The 16,178-nt window shown below is 60.8% G+C and carries 16 protein-coding genes and 1 riboswitch; of the genes, 14 read left to right on the forward strand and 2 right to left on the reverse strand.

Features of this window, described 5'->3' with window-relative positions; genetic code table 11:
* The first annotated feature begins 3 nt into the window (after positions 1 to 3).
* From mrdA to lipA, 7 genes are all read left to right on the forward strand, one after another.
* Positions 4 to 1,899: a peptidoglycan DD-transpeptidase MrdA gene (mrdA, locus tag ACJ8HB_RS17340; protein WP_033637428.1), complete on the forward strand. Its 1,896-nt coding sequence runs from the start codon at positions 4 to 6 to the stop codon at positions 1,897 to 1,899.
* An 8-nt stretch (positions 1,900 to 1,907) separates the two neighbouring features.
* Positions 1,908 to 3,020, forward strand: coding sequence for a peptidoglycan glycosyltransferase MrdB (mrdB, locus tag ACJ8HB_RS17345; RefSeq protein ID WP_004940006.1), 1,113 nt, complete (start codon positions 1,908 to 1,910; stop codon positions 3,018 to 3,020).
* A 10-nt stretch (positions 3,021 to 3,030) separates the two neighbouring features.
* Positions 3,031 to 4,104, forward strand: a complete 1,074-nt coding sequence (gene rlpA, locus ACJ8HB_RS17350) for an endolytic peptidoglycan transglycosylase RlpA (RefSeq protein WP_041033851.1) — start codon at positions 3,031 to 3,033, stop codon at positions 4,102 to 4,104.
* A gap of 180 nt (positions 4,105 to 4,284) precedes the next feature.
* On the forward strand, positions 4,285 to 5,496 hold the full coding sequence (gene dacA, locus ACJ8HB_RS17355; protein ID WP_033637426.1) for a D-alanyl-D-alanine carboxypeptidase DacA: 1,212 nt from the start codon (positions 4,285 to 4,287) through the stop codon (positions 5,494 to 5,496).
* Between the two features lie 104 nt (positions 5,497 to 5,600).
* On the forward strand, positions 5,601 to 5,867 hold the full coding sequence (ybeD, locus tag ACJ8HB_RS17360; RefSeq protein ID WP_033637425.1) for a DUF493 family protein YbeD: 267 nt from the start codon (positions 5,601 to 5,603) through the stop codon (positions 5,865 to 5,867).
* Between the two features lie 134 nt (positions 5,868 to 6,001).
* Entirely contained in the window at positions 6,002 to 6,670 is a 669-nt protein-coding gene (gene lipB / locus ACJ8HB_RS17365; RefSeq protein ID WP_047568918.1) for a lipoyl(octanoyl) transferase LipB, read from the forward strand.
* Positions 6,663 to 7,628 (forward strand): lipoyl synthase, encoded by a 966-nt coding sequence (gene lipA, locus ACJ8HB_RS17370; RefSeq protein ID WP_025301835.1) that lies wholly within the window; start codon positions 6,663 to 6,665, stop codon positions 7,626 to 7,628. The genes lipB and lipA overlap by 8 nt, the downstream gene beginning before the upstream one ends.
* 93 nt (positions 7,629 to 7,721) lie before the next feature.
* On the opposite strand, the gene tatA is transcribed toward lipA, so the two are convergent.
* Positions 7,722 to 7,937: a Sec-independent protein translocase subunit TatA gene (tatA, locus tag ACJ8HB_RS17375; RefSeq protein WP_004940019.1), complete on the reverse strand. Its 216-nt coding sequence runs from the start codon at positions 7,935 to 7,937 to the stop codon at positions 7,722 to 7,724.
* A 218-nt stretch (positions 7,938 to 8,155) separates the two neighbouring features.
* Here tatA and ACJ8HB_RS17380 point away from each other — a divergent pair, with 218 nt between their 5' ends.
* The 4 genes from ACJ8HB_RS17380 to ACJ8HB_RS17395 all read left to right on the forward strand — a co-directional run bounded on the left by ACJ8HB_RS17380 (position 8,156) and on the right by ACJ8HB_RS17395 (position 12,086).
* On the forward strand, positions 8,156 to 9,223 hold the full coding sequence (locus tag ACJ8HB_RS17380; protein ID WP_041033845.1) for a diguanylate cyclase: 1,068 nt from the start codon (positions 8,156 to 8,158) through the stop codon (positions 9,221 to 9,223).
* Positions 9,224 to 9,478: 255 nt separating this feature from the next.
* A riboswitch (Fluoride riboswitch) is annotated at positions 9,479 to 9,541 on the forward strand.
* Between the two features lie 79 nt (positions 9,542 to 9,620).
* Entirely contained in the window at positions 9,621 to 10,004 is a 384-nt protein-coding gene (crcB, locus tag ACJ8HB_RS17385; protein ID WP_039566950.1) for a fluoride efflux transporter CrcB, read from the forward strand.
* A gap of 288 nt (positions 10,005 to 10,292) precedes the next feature.
* The gene (locus ACJ8HB_RS17390; protein WP_033653212.1) at positions 10,293 to 10,889 is read left to right on the forward strand and encodes a TetR/AcrR family transcriptional regulator; all 597 of its coding nucleotides are present in this window, start codon (positions 10,293 to 10,295) and stop codon (positions 10,887 to 10,889) included.
* A 6-nt stretch (positions 10,890 to 10,895) separates the two neighbouring features.
* Positions 10,896 to 12,086, forward strand: coding sequence for a multidrug effflux MFS transporter (locus ACJ8HB_RS17395; RefSeq protein WP_047568922.1), 1,191 nt, complete (start codon positions 10,896 to 10,898; stop codon positions 12,084 to 12,086).
* Between the two features lie 57 nt (positions 12,087 to 12,143).
* Here ACJ8HB_RS17395 and cspE read toward each other — a convergent pair whose 3' ends face one another.
* A complete protein-coding gene (gene cspE, locus ACJ8HB_RS17400; RefSeq protein ID WP_004940030.1) occupies positions 12,144 to 12,353 on the reverse strand; it encodes a transcription antiterminator/RNA stability regulator CspE in 210 nt (69 codons plus the stop codon).
* 346 nt (positions 12,354 to 12,699) lie between these two features.
* Between cspE and ACJ8HB_RS17405 the strand changes: the two genes are divergently transcribed.
* The 3 genes from ACJ8HB_RS17405 to ACJ8HB_RS17415 all read left to right on the forward strand — a co-directional run bounded on the left by ACJ8HB_RS17405 (position 12,700) and on the right by ACJ8HB_RS17415 (position 16,149).
* Entirely contained in the window at positions 12,700 to 13,863 is a 1,164-nt protein-coding gene (locus ACJ8HB_RS17405) for a M20 peptidase aminoacylase family protein (RefSeq protein ID WP_047568924.1), read from the forward strand.
* Between the two features lie 188 nt (positions 13,864 to 14,051).
* Positions 14,052 to 15,377: an LLM class flavin-dependent oxidoreductase gene (locus ACJ8HB_RS17410; protein ID WP_047568926.1), complete on the forward strand. Its 1,326-nt coding sequence runs from the start codon at positions 14,052 to 14,054 to the stop codon at positions 15,375 to 15,377.
* A gap of 244 nt (positions 15,378 to 15,621) precedes the next feature.
* Entirely contained in the window at positions 15,622 to 16,149 is a 528-nt protein-coding gene (locus ACJ8HB_RS17415; protein ID WP_033653215.1) for a GNAT family N-acetyltransferase, read from the forward strand.
* Positions 16,150 to 16,178: the final 29 nt, after the last annotated feature.

Below are 16,178 nucleotides of genomic sequence, written 5' to 3' on the forward strand. Positions count from 1 at the left end.
GGGATGAAAATAGAACGTAACCCTTTTCGCGACTATACGGCTGAATCCGCCCTGTTTGTACGCCGCGCCCTGGTGGCGTTTCTGGGCATCCTGGTGCTGTCCGGCATCCTGATCGCCAACCTGTATAATCTGCAAGTGCTCCGCGTCGAGGATTACCGCACCCGCTCCAACGAAAACCGCATCAAGCTGGTGCCCATCGCGCCCAGCCGCGGCATTATCTACGATCGCAACGGCACCCCGCTGGCGCTCAACCGCACCATTTATCAGCTGGAGCTGATGCCGGAGAAGGTCGACGATCTCAAGGCCACGCTGCAGGCGCTGCGCACGGTGGTCGATCTGACCGACGACGACATCACCAATTTCGAAAAAGAGCGCAAGCGTTCGCGCCGCTTCGTCTCCATTCCGGTGAAAACCGCGCTGACCGAGGTGCAGGTCGCCCGCTTTGCGGTCAATCAGTTCCGCTTCCCCGGCGTGGAAGTGAAAGGTTACCAGCGCCGCTACTACCCTTACGGCTCCGCCCTCACCCACGTCACCGGCTACGTGTCGAAGATCAACGACCGCGACGTCGAACGCCTGGACAAAGACGGCAAACTGGCCAACTACGCCGCCACCCACGATATCGGCAAACTGGGCATCGAACGCTATTACGAAGACACGCTGCACGGCAAAACCGGTTACGAAGAGGTTGAAGTCAACAACCGCGGCCGGGTGATCCGCCAATTGCACGAGCAGCCGCCTTCCGCCGGTCAGGACGTCTACCTGACGCTCGATCTTGAGCTGCAGCGCTACATCGAGCAGCTGCTGGTAGGCAGCCGCGCCGCGGTGGTGGTGAGCGATCCGCGCACCGGCGCCATCCTGGCGATGGTGTCCAACCCGAGCTACGATCCGAACCTGTTCGTGGACGGCATTTCCAGCAAGGATTATCAGGGGTTGCTGAACGATCCGAATCGCCCGCTGATCAACCGCGCCACGCAGGGGGTTTACCCGCCCGCGTCGACGGTGAAACCTTATATCGCAGTGTCGGCGCTCAGCGCCGGCGTGATCACCAAGAACACCGTGGTGTTCGATCCTGGCTGGTGGCAGCTGCCCGGCTCGGAAAAACGCTTCCGCGACTGGAAAAAATGGGGCCACGGCCGCCTGAACGTCACCAAGGCGCTGGAAGAGTCCGCGGATACCTACTTCTATCAGGTCGCCTATGACATGGGGATCGATCGGCTGTCGAGCTGGCTGACCAAATTCGGTTATGGCCAGTACACCGGCATCGATCTGGCCGAAGAGCGTTCCGGCCTGATGCCGACGCGCGAATGGAAGCTGAAACGCTATAAAAAACCGTGGTATCAGGGCGACACCATTCCGGTGGGCATCGGCCAGGGCTACTGGACCGCCACACCGATCCAGATGGCCAAGGCGCTGAACACCCTGATCAACGACGGCACCGTCAAAACGCCGCACCTGCTGCAGAGCACCCGCGTCAACGGCGCGCTGGTGCCGTTCAAACAGGAAGAGAGCACGCAGATCGGCGATATTCACTCCGGCTTCTGGGAAATCGCCAAAGACGGCATGTACGGGGTGGCCAACCGTCCGAACGGGACGGCGCGCAAGTACTTTGCGGACGCACCTTATAAAGCCGCGGCGAAATCGGGTACCGCACAGGTATTCGGCTACGAAACCTACAACGCCCACAAACTGGCGGAGCACCTGCGCGATCACAAGCTGATGACCGCCTTCGCGCCGTTCAACAACCCGACGGTGTCGGTCGCCATCATTCTGGAAAACGGCGGCTCCGGTCCGGCGGTGGGCACCATCACCCGCCAGATCCTCGACCATATCATGCTGGGCGACAACAATACGCAATTGCCAAGCGAGGCCCCGCTGCCGCCTGGCGTAGAAGGTGACTAAGGTAGAACATGACTGAAAGCCAACAAAAAGGCTCGATCTGGACCAAAATCCACATCGACCCGACGTTCCTGCTGCTGATCCTGGCCCTGCTGGTCTACAGCGCCTTCGTGATGTGGAGCGCCAGCGGCCAGGACATCGGCATGATGGAGCGCAAGATCGGGCAGATCGTCATGGGGCTGATCGTGATGGCCGTCATGGCGCAAATCCCGCCGCGCGTGTACGAAAGCTGGGCGCCCTATCTCTATATCTTCTGCGTGATTTTGCTGATCCTGGTAGACGCCTTCGGGCAGATCAGTAAAGGCGCGCAGCGCTGGCTGGATCTGGGCGTGGTGCGCTTCCAGCCGTCGGAAATCGCCAAGATCGCCGTGCCGCTGATGGTGGCGCGCTTTATGAACCGCGACGTCTGCCCGCCTTCGCTGAAAAACACCGCCATCGCGCTGGTGCTGATCTTCCTGCCGACGCTGCTGGTGGCCGCACAGCCGGATCTGGGCACCTCGATCCTGATCGCCGCCTCCGGGTTGTTCGTGCTGTTCCTGTCGGGCATGAGCTGGAAACTGATCGCCGTCGCCGCCGTCGCGCTGGCGGCCTTTATCCCGGTGCTGTGGTTCTTCCTGATGCACGGTTATCAACGCGACCGCGTAATGATGCTGCTCGATCCGGAAAGCGACCCGCTCGGCGCCGGCTACCACATCATTCAGTCGAAGATCGCCATCGGCTCCGGCGGCCTGTCCGGCAAGGGCTGGCTGCACGGCACCCAGTCGCAGCTGGAGTTCCTGCCGGAGCGCCATACCGACTTTATCTTTGCCGTGTTGGCCGAAGAGCTCGGGCTGATCGGGGTATTGGTGCTGCTGGCGCTCTACCTGCTGGTGATCATTCGCGGGCTGATGATCGCCGCCAAGGCGCAAACCACCTTCGGCCGCGTGATGGTTGGCGGCTTGATGCTGATTTTGTTCGTTTATGTCTTTGTTAACATCGGTATGGTCAGTGGCATTTTGCCGGTAGTTGGCGTACCTTTGCCTCTGGTCAGTTACGGGGGTTCGGCGCTGATAGTGTTGATGGCCGGTTTCGGCATCATCATGTCGATCCACACGCATCGGAAAATGCTGTCTAAAAGTTTATAAGAGGTGAGTAATGCGTAAGGAATGGCTTTGGATCGGCGTCGCGGCGGTGTTGCTCTCCGCCTGTACCGCCCCGACCACGGAACAGCAGGCGCCACAGCAGCCGTACAACGGCCCGGTGGTGGAAATCGGTGGCGTCGAGCCTCAATATGAACCCTATAACCCTAACAACATGCAGGATTATAAGGTTAATGGCGATACTTACCGCATCGTAAAAGATCCGCAGAACTTCTCGCAGACCGGCCTGGCGTCCTGGTATGGCGAAGAGGCCAACGGCAACACCACGGCGCTGGGTGAGCAGTTCGATCCCAACGGCCTGACCGCGGCGCACCCAACGCTGCCAATCCCAAGCTATGTGCGCGTCACCAACCTGGCCAACGGCCGTCAGCTGGTGGTGCGCGTCAACGATCGCGGGCCATACACCAAGGGCCGCATCATCGATCTGTCGAAAGCCGCCGCCGACCGCCTCAACCTGTCCAACAACACCAAGGTCAAAGTCGATTTCATCAACGTGGCGCCGGACGGCACGCTGAGCGGCCCGGGCACCATCGGCACCATCGTGGCGAAACAGAGTTACGCCCTGCCGGCACGCCCGGATCTCGGCGCCAGCGGCATGGGCACCCCGATCCAACAGGACGTGCCGGTCGCCGGCGGCGCGGCGGTGCGCCCGATCGATAACAGCACCCTGCGCACCGACGATGGCGCTCCGGCAAACGCCGGCAACGGCCGCAGCGGTTTCCTCGGCGCGCCAAGCGCAGTACCGGCCGGCGTACTGGAAGGTTCCGAACCTGAAGCCGCCGCCGTGGCCGCTCCGGTTGCGGCCGGCGCTGCGGCGGCCGGTATGGCGGCCGCTTCTTCCTCCGGCGGTTACGTGGTGCAGGTCGGTGCGCTGAGCAGCGCCGAGCGCGCCCAGAGCTGGCAGCAAAGCCTGAGCCAACAGTTTGGCGTGCCGGGCAAAGTGGCAGCCAACGGCAACGTTTATCGCGTCCAGCTCGGCCCATTCAGCAGCCGTCAGCAGGCGGCCCAGCTGCAGCAACGCCTGGCCAGCGAAGCGCAACAACAGTCTTTCGTTACTGCTGCACCCTAAGCGTTATGCCCGGCGGGCATTCGCGGCTGATAAGCGGTTATTTAGCTGAAACATTTTCTTGCAGCTAAAAGGTCTTTAACCGCAATTAGTCAGATGAATGGATAATGCCTGCCGGGATCGCATCTGCTATAGTGTGGCTCGTTTTTTAACTTTACTTTCACGGATGTTGTAGTCCCGATCATGAAACAAGTAACTTCTTTTCGCTTAATCAAAAGCATCGCACTCGGCACCGTTATCGCAATGAGCGCAGCCTCCGTTGCACATGCCGATGACGTTAACATCAAAACCATGATCCCAGGTGTCCCGCAGATCGATGCGGAAGCGTACATCCTGATTGATTACAACTCCGGCAAGGTGCTGGCCGAGATGAACGCCGACGCGCGTCGCGATCCGGCCAGCCTGACCAAAATGATGACCAGCTACGTCATCGGCCAGGCGCTGAAAGCGGGTAAAATCGGCCAGGACGATCTGGTGACCGTCGGTCAGGACGCCTGGGCGACCGGCAACCCGGTGTTCAAAGGCTCCTCGCTGATGTTCCTGAAGCCGGGCGATCGCGTGCCGGTCTCCAAGCTGACCCGCGGCATCAACCTGCAATCCGGTAACGACGCCTGCGTGGCGATGGCCGACTACGTCGCCGGCAGCCAGGACGCGTTCGTTAACCTGATGAACACCTACGTCAGCAAGCTGGGCCTGCAGAACACCCACTTCCAGACGGTACACGGCCTTGATGCCCAGGGCCAGTACAGCTCGGCGCGCGACATGGCGCTGATCGGCCAGGCGCTGATCCGCGACGTGCCGGACGAGTACGCGATTTACAAAGAAAAAGAGTTCACCTTCAACAATATCCGCCAGATGAACCGCAACGGTCTGCTGTGGGATAACAGCCTGAACGTCGACGGCATCAAAACCGGCCACACCGACGCGGCGGGTTACAACCTGGTGGCTTCGGCGACCGAAGGCCAGATGCGCCTGATCTCCGCCGTGATGGGCGGGCGCACCTACAAAGGCCGCGAAGCCGAGAGCAAGAAACTGCTGACCTGGGGCTTCCGCTTCTTCGAAACCGTGGCGCCGCTGAAGGTCGGTAAAGAGTTCGCTTCCGAGCCGGTCTGGTTCGGCGATGCCGACCGCGTTGAGCTGGGCGTGGACAAAGACGTCTACCTGACCATCCCGCGCGGCCGCATGAAAGATCTGAAGGCCAGCTATGTGCTGAACACGCCGGAAATTCACGCGCCGCTGGCGAAAAACCAGGTGGTCGGCAGCATCAACTTCCAGCTGGACGGCAAAACCATCGACCAGCGTCCGCTGGTGGTGATGAACGAAGTGAAAGAAGGCGGTTTCTTCAGCCGCATCGTGGACTACATCAAACTGATGTTCCACCACTGGTTCGGTTAACGGTTGAAACGGGCGAAATTGGCCCCATATAGTGAATAACACTAACTCCCGCCCCGGCGGGAGTTATACTTTATAGATTAGCTAGCACTCTGGAGCGCACGCACATGCAAAAAACTAAACTGAACGAACTGCTCGAATTCCCTTGCCCGTTTACCTACAAGGTGATGGGCCTGGCGCAGCCTGAGCTGGTTGACCAGGTAGTTGAAGTGGTGCAGCGCCATGCGCCGGGCGACTACAACCCGCAGGTCAAGCCGAGCAGCAAAGGCAACTACCACTCGGTCTCCATCACCATCAACGCCACTCACATCGAGCAGGTCGAAACCCTGTACGAAGAGTTGGGCAACATTGAAATTGTTCGCATGGTGCTGTAATTCCAGCATAAACCCCTGCTTATCAACCCGGGACGGCGCAGCGTCTTCCCGGGTTGCGCATTTTTGGTCAGCGAAAGGCTGGCCGCAGACCGGAGCGCCCGGTATAATGGCTTTACCACTTCTGTAACCTGACGATGACTCTTTTGCAACCAGACAAGATCATTTTGCGTCAGCTGGGGTTGCAGCCCTACGCGCCTGTATCCCAAGCCATGCATAACTTCACCGACAGTCGTACCGAGACCACGCCGGACGAGCTGTGGCTGGTGCAGCATCACCCGGTGTTCACCCAGGGCCAGGCTGGCAAAGCCGAGCATGTGCTGATGCCCGGCGATATCCCGGTGATTCAGAGCGATCGCGGCGGCCAGGTGACCTACCACGGGCCGGGCCAGCAGGTGATGTACGTGATGGTCGATCTGAAACGCAACAAGGTCGGCGTACGCCAATTGGTCACGGCGATAGAAGATACGGTTATCAACACCCTCGCCCACTTCCGCCTCGAATCGCGCGCCCGTCCGGATGCGCCAGGCGTGTACGTGGGGGAGCAGAAAATCTGTTCGTTGGGTTTGCGGATCCGCAAAGGCAGCTCATTCCACGGCCTGGCCCTGAATGTGGCGATGGATCTCAGCCCCTTCCAACGCATCAACCCTTGCGGTTACGCCGGCATGCAAATGACGCAGGTCAGCGCGCTGGCGCCCGGCGTTGGCATTGAAGACGTACACCCAATCCTGGTACAGGAATTTGTTCATTTACTCGGCTACCAGACGGTCGAGCTTCGTAACTGGAACCTGCACGATTATGAGTAAACCAATTCAGATGGAACGCGGCGTCAAATACCGCGATGCTGACAAAATGGCGCTGATCCCGGTCAAAACGGTGGTCACCGAACGGCAGGAGCTGTTGCGTAAACCCGAGTGGATGAAGATCAAACTGCCTGCCGACTCAACGCGCATTCAGGGCATCAAAGCCGCCATGCGCAAGAACGGCCTGCACTCCGTCTGTGAGGAAGCCTCGTGCCCTAACCTGTCCGAGTGTTTCAACCACGGCACCGCCACCTTCATGATCCTCGGTGCTATCTGCACCCGCCGCTGCCCGTTCTGCGACGTGGCCCACGGCCGCCCGATCGCGCCAGACGCCAACGAGCCGGAAAAGCTGGCGCAAACCATCGCCGACATGGCGCTGCGTTATGTGGTGATCACCTCGGTTGACCGCGACGATCTGCGCGACGGCGGCGCTCAACACTTTGCCGACTGCATCTCGGCCATCCGCGCCAAGAGCCCGAACATCAAAATTGAAACGCTGGTGCCGGACTTCCGCGGCCGTATGGATCGCGCGCTGGAGATCCTCACCGCCACGCCGCCGGACGTATTCAACCACAACCTGGAAAACGTGCCGCGCGTATATCGCCAGGTGCGCCCGGGCGCCAACTACGAGTGGTCGCTGAAGCTGCTGGAGCGCTTTAAAGAAGCGCACCCGGATATCCCGACCAAATCAGGCCTGATGGTCGGCCTGGGCGAAACCAACGCGGAAATCGTCGAAGTCATGCGCGATCTGCGCCGCCACGGCGTGACCATGCTGACGCTGGGGCAATACCTGCAGCCGAGCCGTCACCACCTGCCGGTGCAGCGCTACGTCAGCCCGGCCGAGTTCGACGAAATGAAAGAAGAAGCGATGGCGATGGGCTTCACCCACGCCGCCTGCGGCCCGTTCGTGCGTTCGTCTTACCACGCCGATCTGCAGGCCAAAGGGATGGAAGTGAAATAACGCGTAATAGTTTGTTACGCTAAAGACGGCAAAAACGCCAAAAAACGGATGTCCGCAAGGCATCCGTTTTTTATTGCGTGCCACCAGGCGGGGTTAAACGTCTTTCTTTTCGACGCTCTGCTGAGCGGACTGGCTTTCGGCGGCGTTGTTGCCGGCGGCCGGCGGCGTGCTGTCGTCGCCCACGGCTTTTTTAAAGCCTTTCAGCGCCGCGCCAAGATCGGCGCCGAGCGTGCGCAGTTTGCTGGTGCCGAACAGTAAAATCACCAACACGGCAATCACCAGAAGTTTGGTAATGCTGATACCTTCCATACTCACCTTCTTATCATAGAGCGCTGCGTGAACAGCGAGAAAAACTGACCTTGCCTGCGAATATTTAGCGACTTTCCTTCGGCTCGCACAACCGCAACATGTAACAGAGTGAGATCCGTCGCAGGAATGCCACGCGGCCGCACGGCACGGATTCCAGACTATTCTTAGTTTATCGCCCGCATGATACGCTGCCGTGATACTTATCAGGGAGATGCCGGATGTATATTGCTCCACCCATTTTCGATGCCCGAAAATCCGGCCTCAGCTTCGCCAAACGCACCTATCTGCCCCGCGTCGCCGGCCTGGGACTCGGCTTTATCTGCGTCTGCGCCGCGCTCTACCCCTTGGCTCCGCCCACGGCGGTCTGGCTATTGCTGGCCTTTCACGGCTTTCTCTGGCCGCATCTTGCCTACCGCCTGGCCCGCCGCGCCAAAGATCCGTTCAAAGCCGAGATCCGCAACCTGCTGATCGACTCCGCCTTCGGTGGCTTCTGGGCCGCGATGATGGCGTTCAATGCGCTGCCGGCGATCGTCATCCTGTCGATGATGAGCATGAACAACATCGCTTCTGCCGGCAAAGCGCTGTTTGTCAAAGGGTTGGCGATTCAATTGGCCACGGCGGCGCTGACCGGCGCGCTGCTCGGCTTCCCGTTCCACCCGCACAGCACGCCGCTGCAAATCTATCTGTGCCTGCCGATGATCTACCTGTACCCGACGCTGCTCGGGCTGGTGACCTACCGCACCGCCAAGCGGCTGGCGGAAAAGAAACAGGAGCTGCAACGCATCAGCACTCGCGATGGGCTGACCGGCTTGTACAACCGCCGTCACTGGGAGCACCTGCTGCATCGCCAGTTTGACAGCTGCCGCCGCTACCAGGACAACGCCACGCTGATCCTGATGGATATCGATCGCTTCAAAACCATCAACGACACCTTCGGCCACGCTTTAGGGGATGAGGCCCTGGCGGCGCTGGCGGAAGAGCTGCTGATCGGCTTGCGCAACGTGGATATCGTCGGGCGCTACGGCGGCGACGAGTTTGGCGCGGTGCTGCCGAACACCAGCGCCGAACAGGCGGTAACCGTCCTGCGGCGCATCCAGCAGCGGCTGGACGCCGTCATCTTCAAAGAGGCGCCACAGCTGCGGCTGCAGATCAGCGCCGGCATCGCCAACTACCACCCCGCGCTGGGCGGTTATCTGGACTGGCTGAAAGCGGCCGACGGCGCGCTTTACCGGGCGAAGCAAAATGGCCGTAACCGCCTGGAAACGGCGGCGCCGACGGGCGACTAACTGACTGGTTTAATAACTTGGCAAAATACTTCGGCGCTTCGACAAAGCCTTCGCGCCGGTAAAACGCATGCGCCCGCTCGCTTTCCACCGCCACCAGCAGCGCCTCGGTGCCGGGATAATCCAGCGCCGTCATTAATTCGGCGATCGCTCAGGCACGCCGTTCTGATTTCCATGGGGTGACCTCGCAGATTGTCGATACTACAAAATAGGCGGCGTTAGGTGTAACATCCATCCGGTGCGGCGAAAAAGGCCGTGCGGCACGCTGGAGATGACATTCCTCCCTAACCGCCTTCACAGGCTGATGATGTCTACGTAACCTCTCGGAGAGAGGCGCGTAGCGTTACGCCTGTCCCTTTCCGAGCCCCGTGAATTTCTCTGATTGAAAGGGAGTTGCCCCATGTTGAGCTCTTTACTGGCCGTATTTATCGGCGGCGGCGTCGGCAGCGTTTTGCGCTGGGCGGTAAGCATGAAAATGAACCCGCTGAACGCCCACATTCCGCTCGGTACGCTGATGGTCAATCTGATCGGCGGTTTTATCATCGGCCTGGCGATGGCGATTTTCACCCGCATGACGCATCTGGATCCCACCTGGAAATTGCTGATCACCACCGGGTTCTGCGGCGGCCTGACCACCTTCTCCACCTTTTCGCTGGAGGTGGTATACCTGATGCAGGATGGCCGCTTCGGCTGGGCGCTGGCCAACATGCTGCTCAACCTGGCCGGCTCGCTGGCGATGACGCTGCTGGCTTTCATGCTGGTGATGTGGGCCAACGGGCGCTAAGCCCTTAATGTTTCCTTAATCTTGCATGCGCATAATCTCATCCAGTACTCCTGACTGGATGAGAAACCGCTATGTTTAGCCTGCCGAAAACCGCCGCCGAAGCGATTTCCGTTGCGCTGTGCGTGCTGATCGTCGCCGCCTTTATCAAATCCTACCTGTTCGCTTAAGCGCTTTTTCCCGCAGCACGCGTTCATGTTGCGTCTTTCCCGCCGGTTACACTACAATTGAGAATGAACGTTCACACCCAAAAATGTGAACCCGGCTCACGCGTAGCAAAGGATCGGGCAGATGCTCTCCCCCAACGACAGTAAACAGGCCAAGGTGCAGGCCCGCCGCGATCAGATCGTCGAAGCGGCGAAAACCAGCTTCCGCCGCCACGGCTTCCACGCCGCCAGCATGGCGGAGATCGCCCAGGGCTCGCAGCTCAGCGTCGGGCAAATCTATCGCTATTTCGCCAATAAAGACGCGATTATCGAAGAGATCGTCAACCGCATCATCGCCAGCAAGATGCAGCGGCTGGAAAACCTTGGCGATCACATCAACCTGATCGCCGGCACGCTGGCGGCGCGCACGCTGTTTCAGCAGCCGGGCGAGAGCGAAACCGATCACATGCTGATGCTGGAAGTGACCGCCGAGGCCACGCGCAACCCGGTGGTAGCCAAAATGCTCAGCGATGCGGAAGCGCGGCTGTTTCGCCACGTGTGCCACAACCTGCAGCGGCTGTATCCCGATTTCAGCGCGGAAGAGATCGCCGCGAGGGTGGAGTTTATCGCCGTCATGAGCGAAGGCACCGGTTACCGTATCCTTACCACGCAAAAAGCCGATGCGTCCCTGCTGCGCGATCTGTATCAGCAGGCCATTTCTCACCTGTTCAGGAAACGCTAATCTCCCATGACCAAACACATAGCCAGACAACGTCTGGTGTACGCCGTCGTGCTTGGCCTGTTGGCCGCGCTGGGGCCGCTGTGCACCGATCTCTATCTACCCGCCCTGCCGGAAATGGCGGGCGAACTGAATACCTCCACCGCCGCCGCACAGCTCAGCCTGACCGCCGGGCTGCTCGGCCTGGGCGTCGGCCAGCTGATTTTCGGCCCTTACAGCGACAAACTGGGCCGCATGCGCCCGCTGTTGCTGTCGCTGATCCTGCTGCTGGGCGCTTCGCTGTGGTGCGCCCTCGCGCCCACCATCGACCAGTTGCTGATCGCCCGTCTGCTGCAGGGCATCGCCGGCGCCGGTGGCGCGGTGATTTCTCGCGCCATCGCCCGCGATCTGTACGCCGGCCATGAGCTGACCCGCTTCTTCGCCCTGCTGATGCTGGTCAACGGCCTGGCGCCGATCGTCGCGCCGGTGCTGGGCGGCGTGATGCTGCAGGTAATGAACTGGCGCGGCATCTTCGGCGTGCTGGCGGCCATCGCCGTGCTGCTGTTCAGCCTGTCGGCGCTGAAGCTGCGCGAATCCTTGCCGGTAGAACGCCGCAGCCAGGGCGGTATCCTGGCGATGCTGATGTCGCTGGGCGGGTTGCTGACCCAGCGCTATTTTATGGGCCTGTGCCTGACGCAAGGCTTCGTGATGGCCGGCATGTTCGCCTATATCGGCGCCTCGCCTTTCGTCTTGCAGCAGATCTACGGCCTCAGCCCGCAGATGTTCAGCCTGTGCTTCGCCATTAACGGCGTCGGGCTGATCATTGCGGCGCAGCTGGCCAGCCGCCTCAGTTCGCGTTGGGGGGAGCGTCGGGTATTGAAGAGCGGGCTAACGCTGGCGGCCGTCGCATCGCTGTTGCTGCTGTTGGCCGCCGCGCTGCATGCGCCGCTGGTCGTATTGCTGGTGCCGCTGTTCTTCTCGGTGGCGGTGATCGGCATCGTCGGCCCGACCGCCTCTTCGCTGGCCATGCAAAGCCAGGGTGACAAAGCGGGCAGCGCCTCGGCCTTGATCGGCGTATGCATGTTCGCCCTCGGCGCCTGCGCCGTGCCGCTCACCGGGCTGGGGGGCACCTCGGGCCTGTCGATGGCGCTGACCATCGTCGGCTGTTACGCCATCGCCATCCTGCTGTTCAGCCTGTTGGCCCGCCGCAGCGAGGCATAACGCGCCCAATAAAAAACCCGCTCAATGAGCGGGTTTTAAGAAATTCAGCTACGCAGCTTAGATAGCAGTAACGTTAGCGGCAGATGGGCCTTTGGCACCGTTCGTGATTTCAAACTCTACACGCTGGCCTTCAGCAAGCGTTTTGAAACCGTTGCTAACGATGGCAGAGAAGTGAACGAAAACGTCCTTGCTACCATCTTCCGGAGTAATGAAACCGAAGCCTTTGGATTCATTAAACCACTTAACGCTACCTTTAATCTTAGACATCAAACTTACCTTTAACGTGAATGAAAGACACAAAACCTGTGTCGATTACAGTACAGCAAGCAGGCAGGATTTTGTCCACCACCGCGATCACAGAAATCCGATAAAGAGTGAAAAAATCCGTGTAGCCCGGTGTAAATGGATTGCACCGGTTGCGATAAGCTCCCGTTCCAGGTCAATCCTCTCCACGCGCCGGCGAACAATGTGCGAACGGCCAAACCCGCCCGCTTACCCCAGCGTTGACGCCCCCATGCAGACGCAATCGCTATGAAATATAACCAGATGGTCTTTTTGCTTCGGCGGCCGCTGCACTAGGGTTAGGGTTTATTTCCCACTGTGAGCCAAGCCTATGACCAGCCAGTTGGCAGACAAAATCATCGCCTATCGGCGTGAGCTGCACCAAAACCCGGAGCTTTCCAATCACGAATTCGCCACCACCGCCCGGCTGACCCGCTGGCTGCAAGAGGCGGGCATTCGCCTGCTGCCGTTGGCGCTGAAAACCGGCGTCGTGGCGGAGATTGGCAGCGGCAAGGGCCCGATCATCGCGCTGCGCGGTGACATTGACGCCCTGCCGATCGACGAAATCGCCGACGTGCCCTTCAGCTCGCAAAACCGCGGCGTGATGCACGCCTGCGGCCACGACTTTCACACCTCGGTGATGCTCGGCGCCGCACACCTGCTCAAAGCGCGTGAGGCCGACCTGCCCGGCATGGTGCGCATCTTCTTCCAGCCGGCGGAAGAGACCTTCAACGGTGCCCGGCATCTGATCGACGCTGGCGCGCTGGATAACGTTGCGGCGGTATTTGGCCTGCATAACGCGCCGGAGCTGCCCACCGGCACCTTCGCCACCCGCGCCGGGCCGTTCTACGCCAACGTCGATCGCTTCCAGATCCTCATCACCGGCAAAGGCGCGCACGCCGCCAAACCGGAACAGGGCGTCGACACCATCGTCACCGCCAGCCAGATCGTCGGCGCACTGCAGACGCTGCCCAGCCGCAGCTTCAGCTCGCTGGAATCGCTGGTGGTGAGCGTAACGCGCATCGAAGGCGGCAATACCTGGAACGTGCTGCCGCAAACCGTGGAGCTGGAAGGCACGGTGCGCACCCACAGCGACGCGGTGCGCCGCCAGGTGCCGGACAAAATTCGCCAGGTGATCGACGGCGTTGCCGCCGCGCTGGGCGCGCAGGCCGAACTCCGCTGGCAGCCGGGGCCGCCGGCGGTGATCAATGATCCGCATTGGGCGGCGTTCAGCAAAACCGTCGCCGCCGAGGCCGGCTACCGGGTCGAAGAGGCGGAACTGCAGATGGGCGGTGAAGATTTCGCGCTGTATCTGCACCATGTGCCGGGCGTATTCGTCAGCATCGGCTCCGCCAGCGAATTCGGCCTGCATCATCCGCGTTTCAATCCCGATGAACGCGCCCTGTTCCCCGCCGCGCAATATTTCACGCTGCTGGCGGAACGCACGCTGCAACAATTAACCACCGCACCGGAAAAAGCCCTCAGCAACGCCTGAATAACGGTAAAGCGTATTTCCCCGACGCCGCGGATGCCGCGTCGGGGATTATTTTTTCGCTCGCCGTGATATTTGCAATTTTCAACATTTGAATATGCTGTTTTGTTGTTTTACATCCCGCCGCCGCTCATCAATAGTGGGCACATCAGACACCGCGCGCCTCTGCGGCGCATGACAGGATAATCACGATGAGCGACAACGCGACTAATCAACGGCAATTGCGGCTGGGCGCCATTCTGCATGGTGCATCGGGAAATATGTCCGCCTGGCGCCACCCGGACGCCACCGCCGACGCCAGCATCAACCTCGAATTTAATATCGCCACGGCGAAAAAAGCCGAACAGGGGAAATTCGATTTCGTGTTTGTCGCCGATGGGCTATATATCAACGAAAAGTCCATTCCGCATTTTCTTAATCGTTTCGAACCGCTCACCCTGCTGGCCGCGTTGTCCGCCGCCACCGATAAAATCGGCCTGGTGGGCACCCTCTCCACCTCCTACAGCGATCCGTTCACCGTCGCCCGCCAGTTCGCCAGCCTCGATCACCTGAGCAACGGCCGCGCCGGCTGGAACGTGGTGACCTCGCCGCTGGAAGGCTCGGCCAAAAATTTCTCGCGCAAAGAACACCCGGAGCACAGCCTGCGTTACCGCATCGCCGGCGAGTTTCTCGACGTTGCCAAAGGGCTGTGGGACTCCTGGGAAGACGACGCCTTCGTGCGTAATAAGGCCAGCGGCGAATTTTTCCGCGCCGGCAAACTGCACACTCTCAATCACCAGGGGGAGTTCTTCTCGGTGCAGGGGCCGCTGAACATCGGCCGCACGCCGCAGGGGCGCCCGATCCTGTTCCAGGCCGGCGCCTCCGAAGACGGCAAACGGCTGGCGGCCCAACACGCCGATGCGATCTTCACCCATCACGACACGCTGGAGCAGGCGCAGGATTTCTACCAGGACGTGAAGCGGCAGCTGGTGGAACAGGGGCGCGAACCGGACGATCTGCGCATCTTCCAGGGCGTCAGCGTGATCGTCGGCGACGACGACGCGGACGTCGAGCGCCAGTACCAGGAGACAGCCCGCCTGGTCAGCATCGAGAACGCCCTCAACTACCTCGGCCGCTACTTCGAGCATTACGACTTCGCCCGTCATCCGCTGGACGCCCCCTTCCCGGACATCGGCGATCTGGGGCAAAACAGCTTCCGCAGCACCACCGACGCCATCAAGCGCAGCGCCCGCGAGCGCAACCTCACGCTGCGCCAGGTGGCGCTGGAAGCCGCCTCGCCGCGCCCGGTGTTCAGCGGCACGCCGGAAGCGGTGGCGGATGGCCTGCAACGCTGGTTCGACGGCGAGGCCGCCGACGGTTTCATCATCAGCGGCGGTACGCCCAACGCCTTCGGCCACTTCGTCGATCGGGTGGTGCCCGTCCTGCAGCAACGTGGCCTGTTCCGCCAGGCGTACCACGGCGACACGCTGCGTGAACATCTAGGCCTGAAGCGCCCGTTGAACAGATTCACCCAATAACAAGATCGCTGCCAGGGATACCCGCTATGCAGAAAACCGTTACCGCCGCCCTCGTGGCGGCCTTGCCGAGCCTGACCGGCGCCGCGCAGGCGGGCACCGGCATCGATTTGCAGGCCTATGCCCCCCTATTCACGCGCCGAAGAACCCGCAGGCGAACGCCATGGTCAACCGCTGGGGCGAGAGCGCCGAACGCCTTGCGCAGTCGGAAATCAACCCGCCCGGCCAGGGCGATTAGGAGCGCGCGATGACGCAAGACACCTTCATTCAGACGCTACCGACCGACCCGCTGATCGCCCCGGTGATCGAAGGGCTGTTCGGAGAATATCGTCAGCGCTACGGCGACTATTTTGGTGACCAGGAACCGGAAGCGCTGGATCTGTACGCGCCACCGCAAGGAGCCTTCATCGTGCTGCTGCGCGCCGGTGCGCCGATCGCCATGGGCGCCTTCAAACGCTATGACGCGCTAACCGCCGAGCTGAAGCGCATCTGGACGCGGGGCGACCTGCGGCGCCAAGGCCTGGCGCAGCGGGTGCTGCAGCAGCTGGAAACGCTGGCGCTGGCGCAGGGATATCGCCGGCTCTATCTAACCACCGGCTTTCGCCAGCCCGAAGCGGTGGGCCTGTATCTGAGCAACGGGTATCAGCCGCAGTTCGATCCCACCGTCGACAGCGAGATATACAGTCGCCCACCCTACGATGGCCGCCTGCCGTTCCGCAAAAGCCTGATTGCAGAGGACGCGTGTTGTTGCGCGTCGGAAAGGAAAATCGCCTAAGGCCCCTTTATCTGTATCAGGAGACATGA

It is taken from the genome of Serratia sp. CY27727, assembly GCF_052169275.1.
GTDB lineage: Bacteria > Pseudomonadota > Gammaproteobacteria > Enterobacterales > Enterobacteriaceae > Serratia > Serratia sarumanii.